15 protein-coding genes are annotated in these 15,509 nt (G+C 57.1%); 4 read left to right on the top strand and 11 right to left on the bottom strand.

Translation table 11 applies throughout. The features are described 5' to 3' along the window. Positions 1-34 precede the first annotated feature (34 nt). Positions 35-550 carry a hypothetical protein gene (locus KW837_RS23230; protein WP_218398746.1) on the top strand — a complete coding sequence of 172 codons (516 nt, stop codon included), beginning with the start codon at positions 35-37 and terminating at the stop codon, positions 548-550. 136 nt (positions 551-686) lie between these two features. Continuing rightward, positions 687-1,391: a hypothetical protein gene (locus tag KW837_RS23225; RefSeq protein ID WP_192346090.1), complete on the top strand. Its 705-nt coding sequence runs from the start codon at positions 687-689 to the stop codon at positions 1,389-1,391. Between the two features lie 275 nt (positions 1,392-1,666). On the opposite strand, the gene cyoE is transcribed toward KW837_RS23225, so the two are convergent. From cyoE to KW837_RS23170, 11 genes are all read right to left on the bottom strand, one after another. Then, a complete protein-coding gene (cyoE, locus tag KW837_RS23220; RefSeq protein WP_123501053.1) occupies positions 1,667-2,554 on the bottom strand; it encodes a heme o synthase in 888 nt (295 codons plus the stop codon). A gap of 11 nt (positions 2,555-2,565) precedes the next feature. Beyond that, on the bottom strand, positions 2,566-2,901 hold the full coding sequence (gene cyoD, locus KW837_RS23215) for a cytochrome o ubiquinol oxidase subunit IV (RefSeq protein WP_008025399.1): 336 nt from the start codon (positions 2,899-2,901) through the stop codon (positions 2,566-2,568). Then, positions 2,902-3,528: a cytochrome o ubiquinol oxidase subunit III gene (locus KW837_RS23210; protein ID WP_008010573.1), complete on the bottom strand. Its 627-nt coding sequence runs from the start codon at positions 3,526-3,528 to the stop codon at positions 2,902-2,904. A gap of 3 nt (positions 3,529-3,531) precedes the next feature. Continuing rightward, on the bottom strand, positions 3,532-5,562 hold the full coding sequence (cyoB, locus tag KW837_RS23205) for a cytochrome o ubiquinol oxidase subunit I (protein WP_008010575.1): 2,031 nt from the start codon (positions 5,560-5,562) through the stop codon (positions 3,532-3,534). Positions 5,563-5,565: 3 nt separating this feature from the next. Further along, positions 5,566-6,510, bottom strand: coding sequence for a ubiquinol oxidase subunit II (gene cyoA / locus KW837_RS23200; protein ID WP_218398745.1), 945 nt, complete (start codon positions 6,508-6,510; stop codon positions 5,566-5,568). Between the two features lie 828 nt (positions 6,511-7,338). Continuing rightward, positions 7,339-7,848: a disulfide bond formation protein B gene (locus tag KW837_RS23195; protein ID WP_218398744.1), complete on the bottom strand. Its 510-nt coding sequence runs from the start codon at positions 7,846-7,848 to the stop codon at positions 7,339-7,341. 184 nt (positions 7,849-8,032) lie between these two features. Next, on the bottom strand, positions 8,033-8,485 hold the full coding sequence (gene moaE, locus KW837_RS23190) for a molybdopterin synthase catalytic subunit MoaE (protein ID WP_192346100.1): 453 nt from the start codon (positions 8,483-8,485) through the stop codon (positions 8,033-8,035). Between the two features lie 3 nt (positions 8,486-8,488). Further along, positions 8,489-8,731, bottom strand: a complete 243-nt coding sequence (moaD, locus tag KW837_RS23185; protein ID WP_218398743.1) for a molybdopterin converting factor subunit 1 — start codon at positions 8,729-8,731, stop codon at positions 8,489-8,491. Then, positions 8,728-9,201 carry a cyclic pyranopterin monophosphate synthase MoaC gene (gene moaC / locus KW837_RS23180; protein ID WP_218398742.1) on the bottom strand — a complete coding sequence of 158 codons (474 nt, stop codon included), beginning with the start codon at positions 9,199-9,201 and terminating at the stop codon, positions 8,728-8,730. Before moaC ends, moaD begins: the two co-directional genes overlap by 4 nt. Before the next feature lie 234 nt (positions 9,202-9,435). After that, positions 9,436-10,830: a PhoH family protein gene (locus KW837_RS23175; protein WP_007896403.1), complete on the bottom strand. Its 1,395-nt coding sequence runs from the start codon at positions 10,828-10,830 to the stop codon at positions 9,436-9,438. A gap of 337 nt (positions 10,831-11,167) precedes the next feature. Further along, positions 11,168-12,292, bottom strand: coding sequence for a polysaccharide deacetylase family protein (locus KW837_RS23170; RefSeq protein ID WP_218398741.1), 1,125 nt, complete (start codon positions 12,290-12,292; stop codon positions 11,168-11,170). Between the two features lie 266 nt (positions 12,293-12,558). Here KW837_RS23170 and yaaA point away from each other — a divergent pair, with 266 nt between their 5' ends. Together yaaA and KW837_RS23160 are read left to right on the top strand one after the other, a co-directional pair. Further along, complete coding sequence (yaaA, locus tag KW837_RS23165) at positions 12,559-13,338, top strand: peroxide stress protein YaaA (RefSeq protein WP_123501039.1); 780 nt, start codon at positions 12,559-12,561, stop codon at positions 13,336-13,338. Between the two features lie 838 nt (positions 13,339-14,176). Continuing rightward, the gene (locus KW837_RS23160) at positions 14,177-15,493 is read left to right on the top strand and encodes a nucleotide sugar dehydrogenase (protein ID WP_123501037.1); all 1,317 of its coding nucleotides are present in this window, start codon (positions 14,177-14,179) and stop codon (positions 15,491-15,493) included. The last annotated feature ends 16 nt before the right edge of the window (positions 15,494-15,509 follow it).

The following is a 15,509-nucleotide window of genomic DNA, read 5'->3' as shown; positions in this document are numbered from 1 at the left end:
CCGGTCCTCATTTTTCGGCAAGGAACGCTGCGCAATGCTCATCACCCTGCAAAACATCCCGCTGTGGGTTTACGTGATTTTTTTGGTGTTGTGTTACTTCGGGGTCAAAGCGCTATATCCGACCCATGAAAGCAAAGCCGCATTACTTGTCACTCCGCCGGCCTTGCTGGCATGGTCCCTGTTTTCATTGAACCTCACGCTGAACCCTCCGCTCTCGGTGGGTTGCTGGTTGGTCACGTTTCTGCTGGGCAGCCTCGCGGCGCTGGTGTTTTTTTCACGCAAGGGCGTGGAGCTGGATGATCCGGAAACCGGGTTGATCGTGCCTGGCAGTTGGAAGACGCTGGTGCTCTACCAGCTGTTTTTTGCCGTAAACTTTTACTTCGGTTATCAGGACGACGTGCATCCAGAACAGGCCGCTACGCTTGAGGTGTTGCTGTTCAAGGCTTCAGCGTCGGGGTTTGTCTATGGATTGATCTGCGGACGGTCGCTGAAACTTTATCGGCTGTTGCTGGAGCTTCAGGCGCAACGCTCCAAAATGGCTGCCAGTTAAAAATCCCTCGCCAAAAATGCTGACCAGCCGCCTGTTCATCCGTGACAACGCAGCCTCGGTCCAATAGATTAGGCGGCCTGAAAAGGCTTCGTGCTTTCTCGCCTCAATCCAAGTTAAAAGAAGTAGTGAAATTTCAATGTCCGATTCCAACACCGCTGAATCCGTAGTCACCTTGTCGTCCAAAGCGGAATACGAAAACTCCATCAATCTTTCACAACACGTGCCTCAGGCCAAGACCATCAGCGAGATGGTTCTGGATGCTTTTCAATCCACCCGCGAAAGCGACCAGATCCGCGAACTGCGCGCCGCGATTCGCCAGGCTCACGACAGCTTCGACGACGATAAAGCCTACGAATTGATGGGCGAACTCAAGCAACTGAAAGATGCCGAAGCGGCCGACATTGCCGCCCTGGAAGACCTGAGCAGCAAATTCCCGATCAGCCGTATTCTGTCCAGCTTCAAGGACGACCCGGCGTTCCAGGAAATCGTCTACGGCCTGGCGCTGAAGGTACTGAACCAGACTCACCAGGCCATCAGCAACCCGAGCAGCGGCAAGAGCAAAGCGGCTCGCGCCAAGAAAGACGTCGAAGTGTTCACCATCAGCAAGGACGGCATCAGCGTCACCCTGCCCCTGCGCACCCCGCGCTCGCGCCTGAACGTTGACCGAGAAGCGCTGGAGTTCCTGGGCTTCACTTTCGTCGGCGACGGCGATGAGGCGGAGCTGGAAAGCGAGACGTTCCTGGACAATGCCGGGGCCGAACAAGCGGTCAACCGCAAGAACATCATCACCGCGCTTCAACAGCAAACCGCGTTCGACGGCTACAGCATCGCCGCGCAGTAACGCTATACGCTGCACACAAAAATCCCCGCCATCAGAGCGGGGATTTTTATTGCCTGTTCGCCTATTAACTTTTTTCTGATACATCGCGGCGCAGCCTTCGCGAGCAAGCCCGCTCCCACATTGGCTCGGCATCGATCACAAAAAATGTGGCAACGCCGATCCAGTGTGGGAGCGGGCTTGCTCGCGAAGGTGGCGACGCGGTCTATCAGGACAACCCAACAAAAAGCCCCGCCCTTCTCTCGAAGGGCGGGGCTTTTCTTTACAGCATCCGACGCTTAAGGCGCGTAAGTCAGCAACAGCTCACTCGGCACTTTAAAATCCAGCGACATCATCACGCTCAACGCGGTAATGGTGAAGATCGAGAACACGAACAGCTTGCGTGCCCAGACCGTGTCATCCACTGCCTTGTAACCGGTCCAGGCCATGTACAACCAATACATGCCCATGGCCGCGGCGACGGCGAGGTAGCTCATGCCGGCGTAGCCGCTGAAGGTCAGCATCAAGGTCGCCACGAGGAACGCCAGGATGTAGAGCAGGATGTGCTTCTTGGCCACTTGAATCCCGCGCTTCACCGGCAACACCGGAATCGATGCGGCCAGGTAATCGTTGAAGCGGAAGATTGCGATGGCGTAGGAATGCGGCATCTGCCACAGGCTGAACATCACCAGCAGCGTCAGTGCGGCCATGTCGAAGCTGTTAGTCACAGCCACGTAGCCAATCACCGGCGGCATCGCCCCCGACAGACTGCCCACCAGCGTGCCGTGAACCGACTTGCGCTTGAGGTACAGACTGTAGAAACCGACGTAGATGACGAAACCGATCACCGCGAACAGTGCAGCCAACGGGTTGGCCACCTTGTACAACAGTGCAACGCCGAAAACACCAAGGATGGTCGCAAAAGCCAGGGCCAGTTTCAGGGAGATCAGGCCCTGGACCAGCGCACGGTTTTTGGTACGTTCCATCTTCAGGTCGATGTCGCGGTCGATGCAGTTGTTGAACACGCAACCGGAAGCGACCACCAGGGACGTGCCGATCATCGCGGCCAGGAAAATGGCCAGATCGACATGCCCTTTGGAGGCCAGGAAAAATCCGCCTGCCACTGAAAGCACGTTACCGAAAATGATCCCCGGTTTGGTGATTTGGATAAAGTGCTTCAAGGACATCCGGACTTACCTCAGTGCGCCATCATGTTGGTGTGGATGCTGAACATGATCCACAGCGACAGGCCTACCAACAGGACGATTACGATCGCGGCGAAAACAAACGCAATGACGTTGTTACGCTGTGCCGCCGAACGGTCCAGGTGGAGGAAGTACACCAGGTGCACCAGCACCTGGATGACTGCGAAGGCCAGTACGATCCACAGGGTCAGGGCTTTCGGCAGCGACGGGTACATCACCAGGCCGAAAGGAATGACGGTCAGGATCACCGACAGGATGAAACCGATAGCATAAGACTTGACGCTGCCGTGGCCGGCGTCGTGGCTATCGTGGGAATGAGCGTTAGCCATTTACATAGTCCCCATCAGATAAACAACGGTGAATACGCAGATCCACACCACGTCCAGGAAGTGCCAGAACAGGCTCAGGCAGCTCAGACGGGTCTTGTTGGTCGCCGTCAGGCCGTTTTTCTGCACCTGGTACATCATGATCGCCATCCAGATCAGACCGCTGGTCACGTGCAGACCGTGGGTGCCGACCAGGGTGAAGAACCCGGACAGGAAACCGCTGCGGCTAGGACCGAAGCCCTCGGAGATCAGCATATGGAACTCGTTGATCTCCATGCCGATGAAGCCGGCGCCGAACAGGAAGGTCATGGCCAACCAGCCCAGGACCTGGTTCTTCTTGCCCTTGAACAACGCCAGCATGGCGAAGCCGTAGGTGATCGAACTGAACAGCAGCAGAGCGGTTTCGCCCAGTACGTATGGCAGTTCGAAAATGTCGTGGCCCGACGGGCCACCCGCTACGTTGTTAACCAGTACCGCGTACGCCGCGAAGATCGACGCAAACAGGATGCAGTCGGTCATCAGGTAGAGCCAGAAACCGAATACGGTCATCTCGCCCGAGTCGTGGTGATGGTCATCATGCCCATGTCCATCGACATGGGTGTGTCCAGCATTGGTCACTAAGTTCGACATGGTTTAAGCCTGTTCCAACGAGGTTTCAACACGGGTGGCGGTGGCTGGAACTTTCCCGGCCGCTACCAGACGCTTGTGCTGCTCGGCTTCGATGCGCTCGATCACGTCGACCGGCACCATATAGCCTTGATCATCGCGTGCAGCGTGGATCACGAAGTAGCCCACAGTGCCGACCAGGCTAACGATGGCCAGCCACCAGATGTGCCAGATCATCGCGAAACCGAACACGGTCAACAGAGCACCCATGACCACACCGGTGGCGGTGTTGTTTGGCATGTGGATCGGTTCGTACTTGGCCGGAGCCTTGTACGCAGTGCCGTTTTCCTTGGCCTCGGTGAACGGGTCGATGGTTTCTGCTTTTGGCAGCACGGCAAAGTTGTAGAACGGTGGTGGCGAGGAGGTCGACCATTCCAGGGTGTGGGCATTCCACGGGTCGCCGTGTTCGCACATGTTCTCTGGCTTGTTGCGATCACGCACGCTGACGTACAGCTGGATCAGCTGGCAGGCGATACCGAAGGCGATCATCACCGCACCGAACATGGCAACGTACAGGTACGGTACCCACTCAGGGTTGGTGGTGGCGTTCAGACGACGGGTCATGCCCATGAAGCCCAGTACGTAGAGCGGCATGAACGCGACGAAGAAGCCGGTGATCCAGAACCAGAACGCTGCCTTGCCCCAGCCTTCGTGCAGCTTGAAGCCGAACGCTTTCGGGAAGTAGAAGGCGAAACCTGCGATGTAGCCGAATACCGCGCCGCCGATGATCACGTTATGGAAGTGCGCGATCACGAACAGGCTGTTGTGCAGAACGAAGTCAGCACCCGGGATGGCCAGCAGTACGCCGGTCATGCCGCCGATGGCGAAGGTCACCATGAAGCCCAGGGTCCACAGCACTTGGCTGGTGAAACGCAGACGGCCCTGGTAGATGGTGAACAGCCAGTTGAATAGCTTCACCCCCGTCGGGATCGAAATCAGCATCGTCGCCAGACCGAAGAAGGCGTTGACGCTGGCCCCCGAACCCATGGTGAAGAAGTGGTGCAGCCAGACCATGAAGCCCAGGATCGAGATCGCGCCCGATGCGTAGACCATCGAGTGGTGGCCGAACAGACGCTTGCCAGTGAAGGTCGAGATGACTTCGGAGAAGATCCCGAACGCCGGCAGAATCAGGATGTAAACCTCGGGGTGGCCCCAGGCCCAGAACAGGTTGACGTACATCATTGGATTGCCACCAAGTTCATTGGTGAAAATGTGGAAATCCATGTAACGGTCGAGGGTCAGCAGTGCCAGGGTAGCGGTCAGGATCGGGAACGAAGCCACGATCAGGACGTTGGCCCAGGTGCAGGTCCAGGTGAAGATCGGCATGTCCATCAGCTTCATGCCCGGGGTACGCATTTTCAGCACGGTGGCCAGGAAGTTGACCCCCGTCAGCGTCGTACCTAGCCCGGATAGCTGCAACGCCCAGATGTAGTAATCCATCCCCACGCCCGGGCTGTATTGCAGGCCCGACAGCGGCGGATAAGCAACCCAGCCGGTCTTGGCGAATTCGCCAACGCCCAGGGACAGGTTGATCAGCACTACGCCGGAAACCAGCAGCCAGAAGCTCAGGGAGTTCAGGAACGGGTAGGCAACGTCACGCGCGCCGATCTGCAGCGGCACTGCAAGGTTCATCAGGCCGGTGAAGAATGGCATCGCCATGAAGATGATCATGATCACACCGTGAGCGGTGAAGATCTGGTCATAGTGTTCAGGCGGCAGGTAGCCAGGCGAACCCTCGGTGGCCATGGCCAACTGGGTACGCATCATGATGGCGTCGGCAAAGCCACGCAGCAACATGACCATGGCGACGATGATGTACATCACGCCGATTTTCTTGTGGTCGACCGAGGTCAACCACTCGGTCCACAAATAGGTCCACTTCTTGAAGTAGGTGATTGCAGCGAACAGCGCCAGACCACCGAGCGCGATCATGGCGATGGTTATCATCACGATCGGTTCGTGGAACGGGACCGCTTCCCAACTTAATTTACCAAACATCGTTTACTCCTCTGCCCCGGCAGCTGAATGCGAGTTCATGTCCATTCCTTGCGTAGCGGCCACTTCTTTCTCTTTCTTCTCGTGCTTGACCTTCGGACCCGGTTTCATGCCTTCGTACTTGTCGACGATGATCTGGAACAGGTTCGGCGTGACCGAGGAGTAGAGCTCGACTGGGTTGTTCTGGCTTTGCTTGGCAAGGGCTGCGTATTCAGCTTGTTCAAGCTTTTTAGGTGCCTTTTTGACTTCGCTTACCCAGGCGTCGAAATCTTCCTGAGAAGTGGCGATAGCTTTGAATTTCATGCCGGTGAAACCCGCGCCGCTGTAGTTGGCGGAGATACCGTCCATTTCAGCGTTCTGGTTGGCGATCAGATGCAGCTTGGTCTGCATGCCGGCCATCGCGTAGATCTGGCCGCCCAGGGCCGGGATGAAGAACGAGTTCATCACGGCATCCGAAGTGATCTTGAAGTTGATCGGGGTGTGCGCCGGGAACACGATCTTGTTGACCGTGGCAATGCCTTGTTCCGGGTAGATGAACAGCCACTTCCAGTCCAGCGCGACCACTTCAATGGTGATCGGCTTGACGTCGGATTCCAGTGGCTTGTATGGGTCCAGGGCGTGGGTCGACTTGTAGGTGACGTAACCCAGGGCAATGATGATCAGTACCGGAATAGTCCACACCGCGATTTCGATCTTGGTGGAGTGGGACCATTTTGGCGTGTAAACGGCGTCCTTGTTGGAGGCGCGGTATTTCCAGGCGAACAGGAAGGTCATGACGATGACCGGCACGACGACCAACAGCATCAGCAGCGTTGCGGTGATGATCAGGTTTCGCTCATCCAGGCCGACCTGGCCCTTGGGATCGAGCAAGGTCATGTTGCAGCCTCCCAGCAACAACGTGCCGAGCAGCGGCAATAAGCCTAGTAGTCTGGGGTACCTGTTTTTACTCATCTCACGACCTCTAAAGCAGCTTGCGCAATGCAGTTGGGTTTTGATCGCCAACACTTCACCCTGCCAAGGGTTGGCATTTTTCTTGGATTGAATAAGGGCCTGCCCGTCGCGCGTCAGACGCTGTTCGACAATTGCTGGGCCTGCGGTGAGTTCTTATTCGAATTCGTGGTCAAGGGCCTTGTTACAGACCAATTCCATTTGGTGCGGATAGTCGGAAGGCACCGACACCTGGGAGTCGCATGAAGCCATCAGACCTCTCGACACCCTGGTTCTGCTCATGCACCTGAGTAAGGGTGAGCAGTGCCGGGAATTCAGTGCGGGCGATTGTAGATATGTAACGATTCATAAACCATGTCTCATCCCGAAATAATTTATATCCGATCCGACAACAATCATTCACGGCTTTTGCAAAAGTGCGCCATGGTATCGAAATACATTCTCAACAAAAACACCAAAAATAGTAGGTCTACCACGCGAAGTTCAGACAGCTTCCAAGGCTCTGCGCTCGCCTTCGACCCTGCTCTACCCCCTATGTGACAAGGGCTTTGCCAATTTGCCAGGCCCTGTTAAAACTGCCTGTTTCGACTGACGAGCGCTGAAACCGACAGTGCCTGGAAGAGCAGGTTTTTGCTGCAAAGCGATGCCCTGAATCAGCGATTTGAAATGCCTTGCGACACTCAAGCTGTGACAACATGTCGCATACGTGTCGCACCCTTCCTTGTCGAGCATCAAGGTCTTTTTACCTGACCTGCGAATATGCAAACGCCCCGGCCTCTCAACGAGAACCGGGGCGTTTTTTTGCTTCCTGCAACAGTACGACGTACAGCCTCAGCGCAGCGCTTTGCGGTTACGCGATATGAGCAGCGGCACCAGCACCATGATCAGCACGAAGGCCAGCAGCGCCCACTGTGCCAGGGACAAGCCGAGGATCGGCGGGTACGGCGTAGAGCAGAAGCCATCGACCTGGAAGCCCAGCGGGAAGATCTTCGCCAGCGGCAGGCCGTCGACGATTGGCTGCAGCACATCGATGCCGCAACTGACCGCCGGGTAAAACTGGGTATAGACGTGATGCCCGGCCACCCCGGCGCCCACAATGGCGCAGATCACCACCAACGTTTCGAACAGCGTGACGCTGCGGCGGGTGCGTGTCGCTGCGCCGATAAAGGCGAACAGCGCAATCAGCAACAACGCGTAGCGTTGCAGGATGCACAGCGGGCACGGTGCCTCGCCCAGAGCCACTTGCATGTACAGCGCGCCACCGATCAGCGCCAGGCAGATAATGCCCAGCAACACCAGATAGCGCCGCTCACGTCCCAACCGCATGGTTTCCTCGCTCATCGCGTTTCCCTTTTGTGTCCGTGGATATCGGTTGTCCGAAAGTCTACACGCAGCCCCTGCCCTTTGAGAGCCTTGAACGGGCCGCTGAAGTCGGGGGAATAAACGATAAACCGGTTAAGCACGGATTAACCTTTAAGCGATTGTTAATAATCGAAACCGCGACGCGGTCTTCGCGAAGGGTTGCTTACTGCTTCCACCGATCCGCCGCCGCATGATCGCTGTCACGCCCTTCCACCCAACGCGGCCCATCACGGGTATTTTCTTTCTTCCAGAACGGCGCGCGGGTTTTCAGGTAGTCCATGACAAAGGCACAGGCATCGAACGCCGCCTGACGGTGGGCGCTGGCGGCGCCGACGAAAACGATCGGCTCGCCCGGCTCAAGCGCGCCGATGCGGTGCAACACTTCCAGCTTCAACAGTGGCCAGCGCTGCTCGGCCTCCGCGGCAATCTTGCCCAGGGCTTTTTCGGTCATGCCCGGGTAGTGCTCCAGAAACATCCCAGCGACATCGAGGCCGTCATTGAAGTCGCGCACGTAGCCGACAAAACTCACGACCGCACCAACGCCCACGTTGGCTGCGTGCATGGCGTTGACTTCAGTACCCGGATCGAACGGCGTAGGCTGCACGCGAATAGCCATGGCTCAGCCCCCGGTCACGGTCGGAAAAAACGCCACTTCATCGCCATCGCTCACCGGCTCGTCGAGCTGGCAGAGGTCTTCGTTGCGGGCGCACATCAGGTTTTGCTCGCTCAGTACCTCGGCGCCGTCACGCTGGGCCAGCAGCGTGCGCACATCGTCGACCGTGGCGAAATCACCTTCGACCTTCACCGAGTCCACACCGAGCGCTTCACGGTAACGGGCGAAAAACTTCACGGTAATGTTCATGGCTGATCCGCCCGAAAATGGCCGCTCTTGCCGCCGAGTTTCTCCAGCAGCCGCACGCTCTCGATGGTCATGCCGCGATCCACGGCCTTGCACATGTCATAAATGGTCAGCGCCGCAACGCTGGCTGCGGTCAACGCTTCCATTTCGACGCCGGTCTGCCCGGACAACTTGCAGCACGCCACGATGCGCACGGTGTCGTCGCCTTCGGCACTGAGTTCGACCTTGACGCCGGTGAGCATCAACGGGTGGCACAGAGGAATCAGATCGCTGGTTTTCTTCGCCGCCTGGATGCCGGCGATCCGCGCCACGGCGAACACGTCACCCTTGGGATGGCCGCCCGTGACAATCAACTGCAGGGTTTCGGGCAGCATGCGCACCAGCGCTTGGGCCGTCGCTTCACGGAACGTCACGTTTTTTTCAGTGACGTCGACCATATGGGCGCGACCTTGGGAATCGAGATGAGTCAGCACAGGGATACTCCTGATCAGGAGCATCGATTGTAAACCTGCGGGTCAGATTTCCGCACGTTTGATTATCGGATAGACATGCCCCTGTAGGAGCGAGGCTTGCCCGCGAAAGCGATGTGTCAGTCACATTGATGTCGGATGTGCCGACGTCTTCGCGGGCAAGCCTCGCTCCTACAAGGGGTTATGTGTCGGGTACAAAAAAACGGGCGGCTTTGGGCCGCCCGGTTCTGGTGAGGGCTACAGGTGCGATTCGGCGTATTCGGCCAGAATCGAACGTGGCACCCCTTGCAGGGTGATGTGTACCCCGTTGGGGAAGTCCTTGAAGCGCTCGGTCAAGTACGTCAGCCCGGAACTGGTCGCGGACAGATAAGGGGTGTCGATCTGCGCCAGGTTGCCCAGGCACACCACTTTGGAACCGGCGCCGGCACGGGTGATGATGGTTTTCATCTGGTGCGGCGTAAGGTTCTGGCATTCATCGATCAGGATCAGACTCTGCTGGAAGCTGCGGCCTCGGATGTAGTTGAGGGATTTAAACTGCAACGGCACTTTGCTGAGGATGTAGTCGACGCTGCCATGGGTGTTTTCGTCGTCCATGTGCAGCGCTTCGAGGTTGTCGGTGATGGCGCCCAGCCAAGGCTCCATTTTTTCCGCTTCGGTGCCAGGCAGGAAGCCGATTTCCTGGTCCAGCCCCTGCACGCTGCGGGTGGCGATGATGCGCCGGTAGCGTTTGCTGACCATGGTCTGCTCGATGGCCGCCGCCAGGGCCAGGATGGTTTTACCGGAACCGGCCGCGCCGGACAGGTTGACCAGGTGAATGTCCGGATCAAGCAAGGCGTACAGCGCCAGGCTCTGATAGATGTCACGCGGTTTCAGGCCCCAGGCTTCCTGGTGCAACAGAGGCTCCTGATGCAGGTCGAGGATCAGCAACTTGTCGACCTGGATTTCCTTGATCCAGCCAACAAAGCCCTGTTCGTCGATGATGAACTCGTTGACGTGTACCGCGGGCAGGTTGTCGATCAGCTGCACCTGGTGCCAGGTGCGACCATGATCCTGCCGGGTTTCGACTTTGCTCACCCGATCCCAGAACGAACCGGTCATGTTGTGATAACCGTTGGGCAGCAACGAAACGTCGTCGACCAACTGGTCGGTGCTGTAGTCCTCGGCCGCAATCCCGCAAGCCCGGGCCTTGAGGCGCATGTTGATGTCTTTTGTGACCAGCACCACGGGCAGTTTTGCATCGCGCGCGCGCAGGTCGATCAACTGGTTGATGATGATGTTGTCGTTCAGATGCTCGGGCAGAATGATGTTCGGCTCAGTGCGCTTGCTCATCAGAATTGACAGCAAACCCTTGGGCCCACTCTTGCCGCGCTGGATCGGTACGCCGAGTTCGACGTCTTCGGGGCTGGCATCGCCCAACGTCTTGTCGATCAGGCGAATCGCCTGGCGGCATTCCGCGGCAACGCTGTGATGCCCGCTCTTGAGCTTATCCAGCTCTTCAAGCACGGTCATCGGGATGGCGACGTGGTGTTCTTCGAAATTAAGCAGGGCGTTTGGATCGTGAATCAATACGTTGGTATCGAGTACATAAAGGATTGGCTGGTTGGAAGAAGGGCTACGTCCGTGATCATCCATACTCGGTCACCTTTGTGGGAGCCAGTCGACGCAATACCATGACGGTGCTGCGCCTCGAAGTGGCCGCCGAATTCACCTGCGAGGAGTCAAGTGAACTGCACACAAACTGGGGTCTTGGGAGACGCCACCTGTGTTGCAGGTTTCGGCGGTCTGTCTTCGTAATACCCCAAAACCTGTGACAGAAAAAAGCACTTTGACGCTTTTTTGAAGTTTATTTTTCAGAGTGACGAATAGCCCTTGGCGTGCAGGCAATGTGCCGTTAAAGTCGGAAGTCCGCCTGCACCTATTTCCCTCAAAAAATCGTTCTTCGCTCAATGTTTACGGCCTTTTGTCGTTTTCAGCGAAACGCGTCCTGACAGTCTGCCCAACCGATCCCGCTTGGCGCCGTTTGCGTAACAAGCCAAGGCATCGCCGTTTTCAGCGCATCCTGCTTCACATTGAAATTGATCACCCCGTGCCGCCACAGCAGCATCAGGGTTAACACTCGTTGTGCGCTCTGGCTGCCCTTGAGCTTGCCGGCGCCGTCCTGGGCATCGATGTCCCACAATGCCACCCGCAAGCCCTGAGACGTGAAGAAGCCCTCGGCATCGGATCGACGCTGCCCCTCGGGCGGGCGAAACAGCGGCACGTAATTCTCCGGCAGCTTGCCTTTGACCAGCTCGACGCTGCGTCGCACCGAGTCCTGCCAGTCTTGCCAGTGGCTGTGGGAGCGAAACTCCCAGCCTTGCACGCCAACACATTGCTGCGAATAAGTCCCTTGCAGGCTGGCCACCGAACGATCGGCCAGGCGGGCCTGGATGTCCTTGCCGAGGACGAAGAACGTAGCGCTCATGCTGGATTTGCGCAGGTACTCGGTGACCCAGGCCGTGTTATCGGGCGTGGCATTGGCGGCGCTGTCGAAGGTCAGCAGAAACAGACGATCATTCATGGCCTCGCCATTGCGCTCATAGTCGCCAAAACGATCGACTTCGCTGCTGGTCTGCGGAAACAGCGCGGCCTTGCGTAACTGCTCGTCCAGGTACTGGGCATGGAACAACCGGCTCGGCTCGGCCCACTTGATGTAATAGCTGTCGTCGCTCACCTGAAACTTCGTCGCTTGCTCACGCAAGGTGGCCATGTCCTCGACCAGGAAACAGAAGGAGGCATCCTGATCGCAACTCTGCTGGGCGAAGTTGTAATTGGTCAGCAAACGCTGCCACAGGCGTTGGCGCAGCTGGTTGACCGACTCCAGATTGAGGGTGCGCAGACCCAGGCGTTGAGCCAGGCTCGCTTCATCCAGCGATTCACTGGCCAGCAGAACCCGGGCAAACATGAGGATTTCGGCCCGCGAGGCGACGTCAAACAGCGTCGGGCTGCTGAGCTGCTCAGGCCAGGTGCTGCGATCCAGCGTCGCCACATCGCCCGGCGCAGCGATGGCACCAAAACTCAAGAGCCAGGCCGAGAATAGAAAAACGATACGCAATGGGATGTCTCCATAACAAAACCCGCGCGGCACTATAGCTGATCCCGCTCACATTCCCGCAGCAGCACTGATCTCCCGTAGGAGCGAGGCTTGCCCGCGAAGGCGGTGTGCCAGTTACCGATGATGCCGACTGATACATCGCCTTCGCGGGCAAGCCTCGCTCCTACAGGTTTTGTACATAGCTACCGATCACCTATGGACTTGATAGCTGGAGTCAACAAGGACAACCCCCTAGAATCGCCCCCACGATTAAAGGAGACGACTTCATGCTGATGGTGATTTCCCCCGCCAAGACCCTCGATTACGAAACACCGCCGGCGACCCAGCGCTTCACTCAGCCGCAATACCTCGACCATTCCCAGGAACTGATCCTGCAACTGCGCGACCTGACACCGGCGCAGATCAGCGAATTGATGCACGTCTCCGACAAGATCGGCGGTCTCAATGCCGCGCGTTTCGGCAGTTGGACCCCGGCCTTCACCCCAGCCAACGCCAAGCAGGCGTTGCTGGCATTCAAGGGCGATGTGTACACCGGCCTGAATGCACAAACTTTCAGCGAAGCCGATTTCGATTACGCCCAGCAGCACTTGCGCATGCTCTCCGGCCTGTATGGTCTGCTGCGCCCCTTGGACCTGATGCAGCCCTATCGGCTGGAGATGGGCACCAAACTGGCCAATGCCCGGGGCAAGGACTTGTACGCCTTCTGGGGTACACGGATCAGCGAATGGCTGAACGAAGCCTTGGCCGATCAAGGCGATGACGTGCTGCTGAACCTGGCCTCCAACGAGTACTTCTCGGCGGTCAAACGCAGTGCTTTGAACGCGCGCATCATCAATACCGAGTTCAAGGATCTGAAGAACGGCCAGTACAAAATCATCAGCTTCTACGCGAAAAAGGCCCGCGGGATGATGAGTCGCTTCGTCATTGAAGAACGCATCAATGACCCGGTCGCCCTCAAGCAGTTCGACGTTCAGGGTTATCGCTACAGCGCCGAACAGTCTAAACCGGACAATCTGGTGTTCCTGCGCGATCACGCACCGGAGTAATGGAGCCTGCACTAAGTCAGCGCACGACACCCATTACTTCGTCGTGCGCCCCCCCCCCCTTCGATCGTCGAACAATCCTTTCCTTTTCGCCGCTTTATTGGCGCCAATATTCAAGCACTCCATTTTCTAACTTTAGTTTCACTCGACATTGATCATTTTTTTCAGTAGTGGCACTGAAAATTTTTACTCGTAGTGGCAAAAACATATCCAGCGCGACAATCGCCCCATATATAAAGGGCCAAAGGGCAAGTGCTATCAATATGAAAGCAGTGCCATCTTTTTCAATATTTCAAGAAATTTCAGAATTCGCGATGGGCGGACAGGAACTATGTCCAAATGCGCCGCTCATACCACCGGTAACGATTCTCTCGGTGATTGTGCGAGATAACTTACACAGACAAGAGATCGATGTAGCGAAGTTGTCACACTTACTTTGGCTTACTGATCACTTATTTGGGCAACACATGAAGGACAGGAGATAACGCACCATTACTATCCCCTACAAGGCCACGGCTGCGCCCCTATAAACGTGCTCACCTGAGCACCCAACCGCTTGATTTACGGGCTTTCGGGCCTGGCATTGAGCGCGCAAGACCTTTGCACGGAAGTCTTCTCAAAAGAGGATCGGCTGCATAACAGGGCAAGTCATAACAATAAGGCCTGATTGCGCACATCTTGAGTGCACTTATTTAGACACTCGGAACTTAGTATGCCTGCACACGGCATTGTGGCGCCTTTAAGACGCACTTGCGAGTGCACTATGACCGCTGAACACCATTAAATCCGGCCATGTAATGGCTTGATGAACACAGGTTTGATTAACTGAGAGGTAATTGCGATGCGCATCAGCATATTTGGTTTGGGTTACGTCGGCGCAGTATGTGCCGGTTGCCTGTCTGCACGGGGCCATGACGTCGTTGGCGTCGATGTTGCCAAAGACAAAATCGATATGATCAACGCCGGCAAATCGCCGATCGTTGAACCGGGTTTGGGCGAACTTCTGCAGAAGGGCATCGAGACGGGCAAATTGCGCGGCACGACCAACTTCGCCGAGGCGATTCGCGACACCGACCTGTCGATGATCTGCGTCGGCACGCCGAGCAAGAAGAACGGCGACCTGGAACTGAACTACATCGAAGCCGTGTGCCGCGAGATCGGTTTTGTCCTGCGTGACAAGACCACCCGCCACACCATCGTGGTTCGCAGCACCGTCCTGCCGGGCACCGTGGCAAACGTGGTGATCCCGATCCTCGAAGACTGCTCCGGCAAAAAAGCCGGCGTCGATTTCGGCGTGGCGGTCAACCCTGAGTTCCTGCGTGAAAGCACCGCGATCGCCGATTACGATCTGCCGCCAATGACCGTTATTGGCGAGTTCGACAAGGCTTCGGGTGACGTTCTGCAATCGCTGTACGAAGAACTCGACGCACCGATCATCCGCAAGGACATCGCCGTTGCCGAGATGATCAAGTACACCTGCAACGTGTGGCACGCCACCAAGGTGACCTTCGCCAACGAAATCGGCAATATCGCCAAGGCCGTCGGTGTTGACGGTCGTGAAGTGATGGAAGTGGTCTGCCAGGACAAGACACTGAACCTGTCCCAGTACTACATGCGCCCAGGCTTTGCGTTCGGCGGCTCTTGCCTGCCAAAAGACGTGCGCGCCCTGACCTACCGCGCCGGTTCCCTGGACGTGGAAGCACCGCTGCTCAACTCGCTGATGCGCAGTAACGAGTCCCAGGTGCAGAACGCGTTCGACATCGTCTCCAGCCACGACAAGCGCAAAGTCGCCCTGCTGGGTCTGAGCTTCAAGGCCGGCACCGACGACCTTCGCGAAAGCCCGCTGGTTGATCTGGCGGAAATGCTGATCGGCAAGGGTTACGACCTGAGCATCTACGACAGCAACGTCGAATACGCCCGTGTCCACGGTGCGAACAAGGATTACATCGAGTCGAAGATCCCTCACGTCTCGTCCTTGCTCAACGCCGACTTCGACGATGTGATCGCAAACTCCGACGTGATCATCCTCGGCAACCGTGACGAGAAATTCCGCGCCCTGGCGCTGGAAGCTCCACACGGCAAGCAAGTGGTCGACCTGGTTGGCTTCATGTCCAAAGCCACCAGCGTGAGCGGCCGGACTGAAGGCATCTGCTGGTAACACACCTTCCTCGTAG

The organism is Pseudomonas sp. PDM24 (genome assembly GCF_019218905.1).
In the GTDB taxonomy this organism is placed as follows: domain Bacteria; phylum Pseudomonadota; class Gammaproteobacteria; order Pseudomonadales; family Pseudomonadaceae; genus Aquipseudomonas.
Note: the sequence above shows the minus strand (reverse complement) of the source record. Positions and strands in the feature narration are given on the sequence as shown.